This is a genomic window from Acinetobacter sp. YH16051 (assembly GCF_013417135.1).
GTDB lineage: Bacteria > Pseudomonadota > Gammaproteobacteria > Pseudomonadales > Moraxellaceae > Acinetobacter > Acinetobacter towneri.
On sequence record NZ_VPEN01000121.1, the window covers coordinates 1 to 1,347 of the forward strand.

The 1,347-nt window shown below is 49.0% G+C and carries 2 pseudogenes; both read right to left on the reverse strand.

Annotation, left to right across the window (positions count from 1 at the left end):
* Window positions 1-629: pseudogene (locus tag FTV41_RS14770) on the reverse strand (IS91-like element ISVsa3 family transposase); the annotation flags it as partial.
* A gap of 63 nt (window positions 630-692) precedes the next feature.
* A pseudogene (locus tag FTV41_RS14775) lies at window positions 693-1,347 on the reverse strand (IS3 family transposase); the annotation flags it as partial.

Consider the following 1,347-nt stretch of genomic DNA (forward strand, 5'->3'; position numbering starts at 1 on the left):
ACCCCGTGGAAGCGGGTTAGGTTGACTCTGGGCTTCGGTACCAGGGCGGCCAGCCTTGCAATGAAATCCAATGGTTCGAAAATGACGTGCGTGGTGCCGTCCCGGTACGGCGTCTTGAGCTGGTAGCGCACGTTGCCGCCTCGTGTTAACGACAGCCGCTTCTCGGATACCGCCGGGCGGCTGATGTACCGGCACAGCCGTTCGAGCTTCTTGCGTTCATCGGCCCTGGCCGCCACGCCGGCGTGCAGGCTGGACCCGGCTACCTTGCCAATCCCGTCACCGAACGGATCACCACTGGTCGGCAGAGTTTGCAAAGTGAACACCTTTCGCCCCGCCTGTGAACCGACAGCGATACGGTAAGTGATCGAGTGCCCCAGCAGGGGTGTCATCGGGTCGTCATCCACCGCATCCGAGGCCAGATAGCTGTTTTCGACATCCCGTTCCAGCAGGCCTTGCCGTTCCAGATAGCGACCCACCCGGTGGGCGATGGTGTGCGTCAGCTGGGTGAGCTCTGGGCTGGTCGGCGCCTTGACCCAGCGGAAACGCGCTGAGCCGTGGGATTGCTCGACATACACACCGTCGAGAAACAGCATGTGGAAGTGAACATTCAGATTGAGCGCCGATCCAAAACAGAGATGGTTCCACTTGTTTGAACAACTAAAAGCGTATTTATAAGTGATATTCCGCTCTAGTTAAGCCACCTTGTTTTGTTGGGGTAGCTGATCATAGTTAAACTCATTTGGTGTCATTTTGTCTAGACTCGAATGAGGTCGTTTCAGATTATAAAACTCAAAATAAGCACTTCGCATCTGTGATACTGCTATAAGCTTTGAGATACACCTCTTCATATTTAACGCTCCGCCATAATCGTTCAACCATCACATTATCTACCCATCGACCTTTACCATCCATACTGATTTGAATGCCATTTGATTTCAATACATCAATAAATGCATCACTGGTGAACTGACTGCCTTGGTCTGTATTCAATATTTCAGGTGATCCATATTTTTCAATCGCTTCATTTAAAGCCGAAATATAAAAATCCACCTCCATACTAATCGATACCCTATGCGCAAGTACCTTACGGCTATGCCAATCAATCACAGCACATAAATAAACAAAGCCTTTTGCCATAGGGATATACGTTATATCTGTAGACCACACTTGATTACTGCGCTGAATAGCCAATCCTTTGAGCAGATATGGATATTTACGGTGAGCTTGATTAGCCTGGCTTAAATTTGGTTTGCAATATAACGCCTGAATACCCATTTTCTTCATTAAAGTACGTGTATGACGTCGTCCTATATGATGCCCTTGACGATTCAACAAATCACGCATCAT